The sequence below is a fragment of the Kitasatospora sp. NPDC059160 genome (genome assembly GCF_042755465.1).
Lineage (GTDB): Bacteria > Actinomycetota > Actinomycetes > Streptomycetales > Streptomycetaceae > Kitasatospora.
Genome location: NZ_JBHZCN010000048.1, coordinates 61,719 through 69,654, shown reverse-complemented (window position 1 = coordinate 69,654; position 7,936 = coordinate 61,719). Strand labels below are relative to the sequence as shown.

The 7,936-nt window shown below is 76.4% G+C and carries 8 protein-coding genes; 4 read left to right on the top strand and 4 right to left on the bottom strand.

Annotated features, from left to right (window positions below; all coding sequences use genetic code 11):
- Positions 1 to 168: 168 nt before the first annotated feature.
- Complete coding sequence (locus tag ACFXOZ_RS21590; RefSeq protein ID WP_380528550.1) at positions 169 to 543, bottom strand: hypothetical protein; 375 nt, start codon at positions 541 to 543, stop codon at positions 169 to 171.
- A 212-nt stretch (positions 544 to 755) separates the two neighbouring features.
- Between ACFXOZ_RS21590 and ACFXOZ_RS21585 the strand changes: the two genes are divergently transcribed.
- Positions 756 to 1,127 carry a hypothetical protein gene (locus tag ACFXOZ_RS21585; protein WP_380528552.1) on the top strand — a complete coding sequence of 124 codons (372 nt, stop codon included), beginning with the start codon at positions 756 to 758 and terminating at the stop codon, positions 1,125 to 1,127.
- A gap of 91 nt (positions 1,128 to 1,218) precedes the next feature.
- On the opposite strand, the gene ACFXOZ_RS21580 is transcribed toward ACFXOZ_RS21585, so the two are convergent.
- Both ACFXOZ_RS21580 and ACFXOZ_RS21575 read right to left on the bottom strand, forming a co-directional pair.
- Positions 1,219 to 1,869 carry a beta-glucanase gene (locus ACFXOZ_RS21580; RefSeq protein WP_375887027.1) on the bottom strand — a complete coding sequence of 217 codons (651 nt, stop codon included), beginning with the start codon at positions 1,867 to 1,869 and terminating at the stop codon, positions 1,219 to 1,221.
- A 140-nt stretch (positions 1,870 to 2,009) separates the two neighbouring features.
- Positions 2,010 to 2,639, bottom strand: coding sequence for a CBS domain-containing protein (locus ACFXOZ_RS21575; RefSeq protein ID WP_380592091.1), 630 nt, complete (start codon positions 2,637 to 2,639; stop codon positions 2,010 to 2,012).
- Positions 2,640 to 3,021: 382 nt separating this feature from the next.
- On the opposite strand from ACFXOZ_RS21575, the gene ACFXOZ_RS21570 reads away from it, so the two are divergent.
- Positions 3,022 to 4,968, top strand: coding sequence for a hypothetical protein (locus tag ACFXOZ_RS21570; RefSeq protein WP_380592089.1), 1,947 nt, complete (start codon positions 3,022 to 3,024; stop codon positions 4,966 to 4,968).
- Here ACFXOZ_RS21570 and ACFXOZ_RS21565 read toward each other — a convergent pair.
- On the bottom strand, positions 4,952 to 6,163 hold the full coding sequence (locus ACFXOZ_RS21565; protein ID WP_380592087.1) for an FAD-dependent monooxygenase: 1,212 nt from the start codon (positions 6,161 to 6,163) through the stop codon (positions 4,952 to 4,954). The genes ACFXOZ_RS21570 and ACFXOZ_RS21565 overlap by 17 nt on opposite strands.
- 112 nt (positions 6,164 to 6,275) lie before the next feature.
- Between ACFXOZ_RS21565 and ACFXOZ_RS21560 the strand changes: the two genes are divergently transcribed.
- Both ACFXOZ_RS21560 and ACFXOZ_RS21555 read left to right on the top strand, forming a co-directional pair.
- The gene (locus ACFXOZ_RS21560) at positions 6,276 to 6,983 is read left to right on the top strand and encodes a TetR/AcrR family transcriptional regulator (protein ID WP_375887018.1); all 708 of its coding nucleotides are present in this window, start codon (positions 6,276 to 6,278) and stop codon (positions 6,981 to 6,983) included.
- Positions 6,984 to 7,063: 80 nt separating this feature from the next.
- A complete protein-coding gene (locus tag ACFXOZ_RS21555) occupies positions 7,064 to 7,864 on the top strand; it encodes a HEAT repeat domain-containing protein (protein WP_380528560.1) in 801 nt (266 codons plus the stop codon).
- Positions 7,865 to 7,936: the final 72 nt, after the last annotated feature.

Below are 7,936 nucleotides of genomic sequence, written 5' to 3'. Positions count from 1 at the left end.
GGTCTCCCCGGGGGCGGGGGGGGGGGGGCCCCAAACCCGCCCCCGGCCCCCCCCCCACCCCCGCGCGGCGACGCGGCCCGCCGCACCTCAGGGGGGGGGGGCCTCAACCGCTCCCCCAGCCCCCTGCCCCCGGAAACCCCCGGTCCAGTGCCCCGACCTCGCACCCGGTCAGCTGCCGGGAGGCCCGACCGGGCCGTTCGTGCCGCCCGGCCCACCGGGGCCACCCGGCGAACGCAGCGTCTCCCATCGGTGCCGGTACTCCTCCGCGTCGATCTCGCCCCGCGCGAAGCGCTCCGCGAGCACCTGCTCCGGGGTCGGGCCGTGCCCCCAGCCGTGCGGTCCACCGGGACCGGCACCCGTGACCCCCGCGCCGCCCGGTCCGTGCGGGACGGGCTGCCGCGAGCGCGAGACGTAGCGGAACAGGGCGACGGCCAGGAGCACCAGCACCGCCAGGACGAGCAGCGAGACGATCGCCATCAGGGCGATGCCCCAGCCGCCCGGACCGTGGCCGGGCCCGTAGCCGTGCCAATGCCAGTGCCTCATCAGGTCCTCCTCCTCCTCCGACCCTGCGGGCCCGCCGAGGTGATCGACGCCGTGACCACCGGGGCGTCGTACGGCCTGAGCTGCCGCGCTGCCCGGGGTGACCAGCGCCTTACCACCATCGTGCGCCCGCGACGGGTCAAAGCGTCGTGAAGAAAGCCTGAGAAAACGTTCCTGCGGAACCGGCCCCGCGCACCGGGGTAGCGTTTCCGTCCATGAACCACCATCCGCCCGACGACCGCCGCTCCCCCGAGCAACTGGTCGCGGCCGGGCTGCTCCGCCGCACCACCGACGGGCATCCCCACCCGGCGCTCAACCACTCGCCGATCTCCTACGTCGCCACCGCGCTCTGGACCGAGCTCGCCGCCCTGGCGATCGCCCCCACCGCGGCCGAGGCCACCGCCGCCGCCCTGCTCCGCGCGCTCGCCGACCGGGCCGTGGACGCCGCCCTGGCCCCCGGCAACGAACGCGCCCCGCGTGACGACCTCTACGTCACCGACCCGGCACACATCGGCACCCACCGCCGGGCGGTCTGGTTCCACCGCTTCGGACCGGGCGGCCCGATCACCGCCACCTTCGCGCCGTAACGGCGGCGCGGCGGACGCCCCAGGCGCACGGGACGGCGCGAGCGCCCCCGACAGCGCGAGCACTCCCGACGGCCCGGGCCTGCCGGGCCGCTCAGCGTTCCACCGTCAGGCTCTCGCAGACCCAGCTCAGCCGGTTCGGCCCGTCGAACGGCGGCCGGGCGTGGTACGTCCCGTCCGACACCGACATGTTGACGATCAGGTAGGCGTGCCAGCCGGCCCCGACCCCGTGCAGGTCCGCGTAGACCAGCTCCTCCTCGACGTACCAGTCCACCGAGTTCGCGCCGAGCACCACCCGCAGGCCGATGCTCGCCCCCGGGCCGACCCCGACGCCGCCGCCGTGCCAGTAACGGAAGCCGCCGCGCACGTGGTTGGAGATCTCCAGCAGGTCCGGGTTGTCCGGGTGGTACTCGAAGAGGTCGACCTCGTTGCCGCCGTCCCGCCAGGTCCAGATCGCCGGCCAGGCGCCCAACTGGACGGGCAGCGTCACCTGCGCCGACAGGACGTCCCCGGTGCGGACCTGGAAGCCCTCCGGACTGCCCTCGGTGGTCAGCAGGTTGCACGTCCACAGCCCGCCGGTGCGCCGCCGCACGGCGGTGAACTGCCCACCCGGGCAGTAGTCGTGACTCAGGTAGTCGAGCTTGTGGTCGCTCCGGTTGGTCGGCCCCATCCGGGGGTATGCGCTGCTGCGCCCGGCGACCCACTGCCCGGTCGAAGTGAAGTCCGCGTCGAACACGACCGCCACGGCCGCCTCCCGAGTGCTCCGTCGCCCCGGCAGTCCGAACCGCCGGGCACACAGAGTGAGTTACCCGATACCCTCCGCAGTATGCGAAGCAAATCGTCCGGCTCCTGACCGGGCCGCCGCGGCCGAGCGGGCCCCGCCGATCAGCCGACCGACGCAGTGGCGCCCCCGGCCCGGAGCCGGTCGGTCACCGAGACCACCCCGTCCACCGAGCGGCAGAGGTTCAGCACGATCGGCACCAGGTGCGCCTCGGGCACGCTGCCGCTGAGCACCACCCGCCCCTGGTCGACCTCCACCCCGATCTCCGCCGGGCTCACCCCGTCGATCCGCCCGAGCACCTCCTCGACGATCTCCCGCCGGATCACCCGGTCCTCGCGCAGGAACACCCGCAGCAGGTCGCCGCGGCTCACCATGCCGACGACCCGCCCCTCCTCGTCCAGCACCGGCAGCCGCTTGAGCCCGTGCCGGCTCATCTGCCGGGCCGCCGCGACCACGCTGGTGCCGGGCGTGGTGCAGACGGGCTGCGCCGTCATCAGCTCCGCCGCCGTGACCTCGCCGCCCGGCCCGGCCTTCGCCCACTCGGGCGCGGGCAGCAGGCTGCCCGGGTCCTCCTGCGCCGCCAGCGTGCGCAGCAGATCCGCCTCCGACACCACACCCAGCGGCCGACCGTCCGGGTCCACCACCGGCACCCCGGTGATGTCGTACTCGGTCAGCAGCGCGACGATCTCCCGGAAGCCGGTCTCGGGCGCGATCCGGACCACGGGGCTGGTCATCACAGATTCGACGGTGGCATGCCGCACGCCGGTTCACCTCGTCCAACGATGCTGGTCCGATCGGGCGCGGATCGTCCCGGCCGGTACCGGCAGCATGGCCCCCGGCCGGGCGGAGCGCCAGGGGCCAAGGGGCCGAACGGGTGGGACCAAGGGCCCTGACCTGCGAACACACCTCCGACACGGGAGACTGCCCGGCCACCGCACCCGGGGCTCCCCGCCCGGAGCCTCTGTGCCGCCGGGGGCCGCCGCGCCCGCCCGGGCCGACGACCCGACGCGTCCGACGGCGCGCGGCAGCCCGCCGCACACCCCGAACGGCGCAACCATCACATGATCGACTCGTTGGACCGTCCACCACGACAGCGATCGGCACCGGGAGGGCCCGTTGGCAGCACGGACGGTGGGCGCGGAACCGGCGCCCCGGGGCGTCCCGGCGCGACCGGTGGCGGAGGCCGAGGCCGCGCTGGTGCACCACTACCGCAGGCTGGTCCGGCTCGCCTACCTGGCCCTGCCCGCCGACCGGGACCGGCACAGCCGGGTGCTCGCCGCGCACGCGGCCGTCCAGCGCGCCCTGCCGTTCCGCTGGACCCGCCGCACCGCCCCTGCCCCTGCCTCCGCCCCTCCCCCGACTCCCGCCGCCGCCGATCCGGCCGGCAGCGCGCCGACGACCACCGGCACCGACCCCGGCACCGACCCCGACCCGGTCTACGCAGCGCTGCGCCTACGGGTGCTGCGCACCGCCCTGCGCCCGCGCCCGGCCGCGCGGCTGCTGGCACCCCGGGTCTGGGGCCTGCGGCTGTTCACCCCGCACGGCGGCGAGCAGGACGCGGCACTGGACCACGCGCTCGCCGCCCTGGACGCCCCGGCCCGGGCCGCCTTCGCCCTGCACGTGGTCGAGGGGCTGGACGGCCCGGAGGCGCTGGAGGTGCTGCGCGCCGCCGGAGTGGAGCGGCCCACCGAGGCGCTCGCGGCGGCCGCCGAGGTCCCGGCCGGGCCCGAGGACGAGCCGCTCGCCTTCGACCCGTGCGCCGTCCGGGTCCAGCCCACCGACCTGCTGCGCCGCCGCCGTACGCTGACCGCCGCGCTGGCGGTCGGGGTGCTCGGGCTGACCACGACGGCCGCGGTGCTGGGCGGCGGCTCCGCCCCGGCGAGCAGCGCCCCGCAATCGGCCCTGCGGCCCCCGGGCGCCGTCACCGACCCGGCCCGGCTGGTCCGGGTCGGCCCGGACGCCTGGCAGCACACCGCGCGGATCGACTTCACCGCCTGGCCCGCCCGCGGCGACCGGCGCGCGGACGCGGCCCTGCTCGGCCGGGCCCTGGCCGCCTGGGCCCAGCCGGGCCCGCAGACCCGGGCCGAGCCGGGTACGGACACCGCACCGCCCGACACCCCGCCGCAGCTGCTGTACGCCGGGACGGTCGACGGCACCGGCGTGGCCGTGCTGTACGACGGCCGCCGGATCGCCCGCTGGACCGACGGGCACGACGGCGGGCTCGACCTGGCACGGGCCGACGACTCCGACGTGACCACGGCGGGCGCGGTGGTGCTGAGCCGCCGGGGCACCGCCCTGCGCTACCTGCTGGCGCCCTGGGTGGACACCGCCGAGACCCGCCGGATCGACCAGCCCGACACCGCCGCCCGCCCGCTGGACCACCCCGACGGGGTCACCCCGGCCGCACCGGGCGGCGGGCTCGCGGACTGCCGGGGTGCCACCGTGCTCCAGCTGCGCTCCTCCTCGGTGATCGCCGAGAAGCACGCCTTCCTGCTGGCCGACCTCGGCGGCCTCGTCCCGGCCCACCTCACCTACACCCCGCCGCCGGACCGCACCCAGCCCGCCCGCTCGCCGCGCGAGTCCACCGGCCAGGACGCCCTGGTGGCCTGGGCACGGGCCGGCTGCGCCGTGCCGGACGGCACCCCGGGCGTCAAGCAGCTCAACCTGTGGGCCTTCGCGGTGCAGCCGCTGCCGCAGAACGCCGGCGCGGCCGCCTGGTACTGCCTGCGCGCCGACCGCTGGACGGGCGAGGGCAGCGCCGCCACCGCCGTGCTGCTGCCGACCGCCCGGGGCCCGCAGCGCACCGGCGGCGGGCCGGGCCGCGGGTGCAGCCGGTTCGAGCAGGACACCGTCGCCTGGGCGTGGTGGCATTCCCCGCAGGGCGCGGACTACCTGCTCGCGGCGGGCAGCCGGCGGGTTACCCGGCTGACCGTCAAGGGCCCGGACTGGTCGGCCGACCGGCCGGCCCCGGACCACACCCTCGCGGTCGAACGGCCCGCCCGCGGCACCGTCCAGGTCGAGGCACTGCTCGACAACGGCAACCGGATCACCCCGCCGCACTGAACCGCCCCGCCAACAGCGCCCCGTAGTCAGGCAGTTCGACGCTCGACACCTGCTTGCCCAGCTCCAGCATCCGGTTCAGCACCCACCGCCGGTTGAGCAGCCCGTTGCGCAGCCGCAGTCCGGCCGCGGTGCGCGGCGCCAGGAACGGGCCGGTCCGGTCCCCACCCTTCTGGCAGCCCCGGGCGTAGTCGCGCAGCAGCCCCTCGTACCGGGCGAAGGCGGCCCGGTGGTCGCCGCGGGCCAGCGCCAGCTCGCCCGCCAGGACGTACGCGGCCACCACCGCCGTGCCGGTGCCCATCCCGCCGATGGTGGCCCCGCAGGCGGCGTCGCCGAGCAGGGCGATCCGGCCGGTGGACCAGGCGGGGACGTCGGCGCGGCTGATCGAGTCGAAGTACGGCTCGGGCGCCTCGTCCAGGCTCCGCAGCAGTTCCGGGACCTTCCAGCCGAGGCCGGCGAAGGCGGTGCGGACCAGGTCCTTCTGCTGTCGGGTGTCGTGGCGGTCGTAGCGCAGTTCGGGCGAGGCGAACAGGCAGAAGGCGCCCGCCCGGTCAGGGTCGCGCGGGTCGGCCCCGACGGACATCAGCCGGCCGGGGACGTTCAGGGCCGTCCCACCGGCCGGCAGCGCGCCACCGGCGGGCAGCTGCCAGGTCGCCGCGTAGTAGCCGAGGTGACGGACGAACCGCTGCTCGGGCCCGAAGGCGAGCCGCCGGACGGTGGAGTGCAGCCCGTCGGCACCGATCACCAGGTCGAACTCGCGCGGCGCGGCCCGCCGGAAGGCGACCCGCACCCCGGCCGCCGTCTGCTCCAGGGCCTCGACGGAGTCACCGAAGACGTACTCGGCGCGGGATCCGCTGTGCCGGTGCAGCACCTGGGCCAGTTCTCCGCGCGGGATCTCCAGCTCGCCGCCCGCGAACTCGGCGGGCAGGTGCAGGAGTCGGCGCCCGTCCTGGTCGACGAAGGTGATCGGGCTGCCGCCGGTGTCCAGGGCGCGCAGTTCCTCCAGCACGCCCATGCGCTCCAGCACGCCGAGGTGGGTGTGCCCGCGGAAGTCGACGTTCTGCCCGCCGCCGCGCAGCGCCGGGGCGAGTTCGACCACGGTGACGTCGAAGCCGTACCGGCCCAGCCAGTGGGCCAGGGCGGGGCCGGCGATGCTCGCGCCCGAGATCAGCACGCTGGTGCGCGCGGAAGCACTCACGGGAACCACTCCGTTCGAGGATCCGACAACTGTGTCCATGAGACACAGTTCATTGCTGTGTACGGTAGACACAGTTGGCGCGGACGGGCAACCCCCGGGACGGGAGCAGGCGATGGGCGAGGCGGCGAACGACACGGTCCGGCTGCTCTGGGAACAGCCCGCACGGCCGACCCGCGGGCCGAAGCCGGCCCTCAGCCTGGAGCGGATCGCCACCGCGGGCGTCGAGGTCGCGGACGCCGAAGGACTGGGCGCCGTCTCCATGCAGAAGGTGGCCGGGCTGCTGGACTTCACCAAGATGTCGCTCTACCGGTACGTCCCCGGCAAGGCCGAACTCGTCGCGCTGATGGTCGAGTCGGCCTTCGGCGAGCCGCCCGGGGTCGTCGGCGCACCGGACTGGCGGGAGCAACTCACCGCCTGGGCGCGCCACTTGTCCGAGGCCATCGCCCGGCACCCGTGGCTGTTGGACGCCACCCTCGGCCCCCGCGTCCCCGGCCCGCGGGAACTCGCCTGGCTGGAAGGGGTGGTGGCCGCCCTCGACGGCCACGGGCTGACCGGCGCCGAGCGGATGGACGCCGCCGTCCTGCTCGCCGGACACGTGCGCACCATCGCCGAACAGGCCCGCGCGGTGGGACCGGACGGCTCCCCCGAGGCCGAACTCCTCGCCGCCCTCGGTACGGTGGTCCACCGGCACGCCGACCGCTACCCCGCCGTGGCCGCCGCGATGGCCGACCCGGACGGCCGCGACCAGGCCCTGGACTTCGGCCTGGCCCGCATCCTGGACGGCCTGGCCGCCCTGATCGACCGGCGCACCCGCCCGTAACCCGCCGGCCCCCGACGAACCGCGCCGTCGGCCGAAAACCCGTCGAGCCCGGGCCGCGCAGGCGGCTAGCATCCGCTCTCATGGCGATGTTCGTGCACCTGACGGCCGCGGCGAACACGCCGCGCATCCGCCGCGCCGGGATCCGGGCCGACAGCCGGGGCCAGGGCGGGGTGCGCGGGGTGTACTGCTTCCCCGTGCTGCCCTCCTACACCCTGACCCACCAGTGGCTGCGCGAACTCGCCCGGTTCGGGCCGAAGGGCGCGCTGTCCGCGGTGCACGTCCGGCTGGACGACGCGCAGGAGGTGCTGGTCGGGCACTACCGCGACCGCGCCAAGGACGCCCAGCAGTGGCTGACCGCCGCCGAGGCGGTCGCCCGGGTCGCCGCCCAGCCCGACCCGCGCGGCTGGGAGGTGGTCGTACCGAGGGCGATCGGCACGCGCGAGGTGCACCGGATCCGCGCCGTGCCGCAGGTGGCCGGCTGGCGCTACCTCCCCGGCGCCCACGGCACCCGCCCCTGCACCTGCTTCGGCTGCCGGATCCGCGGCGAGTACGGCGGCCGACGGCTGCGCGAACGCCACCCGCACCCGCTGGACGGGCCGCCACCACCCGTCCCCGTCCTGCTCGCCCGGATCGAGGCCGCGGGCGACCCCGGCGATCCGGCCGCCCTGCGGGACGCCCTGCACTGGTTCGGCCTGCGCCGCCGAGGCCCGGTGGACCGCCTCGCCCGACTCGCCGCCCACCCCGACCCGACCGTCCGCCGCGAACTGGTCTGGGCGGTCCAGGGCTGGTCGACACCCGGCGTCGCCGAACTGCTGGACCCCCTCGCCGAGGACCCGCACCCGGACGTCCGCGAGGCCGTCGCGGACGTCCGGACGCTCTGAGGCCTCCGGCCGCCCACCTGTCGGCCCGGGGCACCCGCCCGTGGGTCCGGGCCGGTCCGCGCCAGGACCTGC

Coding starts and splice junctions, on each gene's coding strand:
- ACFXOZ_RS21560 (WP_375887018.1), top strand. CDS start 6,276: ATGGGCGAGGCGGCGAACGACACGGTCCGGCTGCTCTGGGAACAGCCC.
- ACFXOZ_RS21585 (WP_380528552.1), top strand. CDS start 756: ATGAACCACCATCCGCCCGACGACCGCCGCTCCCCCGAGCAACTGGTC.
- ACFXOZ_RS21555 (WP_380528560.1), top strand. CDS start 7,064: ATGGCGATGTTCGTGCACCTGACGGCCGCGGCGAACACGCCGCGCATC.
- ACFXOZ_RS21575 (WP_380592091.1), bottom strand. CDS start 2,639: ATGACCAGCCCCGTGGTCCGGATCGCGCCCGAGACCGGCTTCCGGGAG.
- ACFXOZ_RS21590 (WP_380528550.1), bottom strand. CDS start 543: ATGAGGCACTGGCATTGGCACGGCTACGGGCCCGGCCACGGTCCGGGC.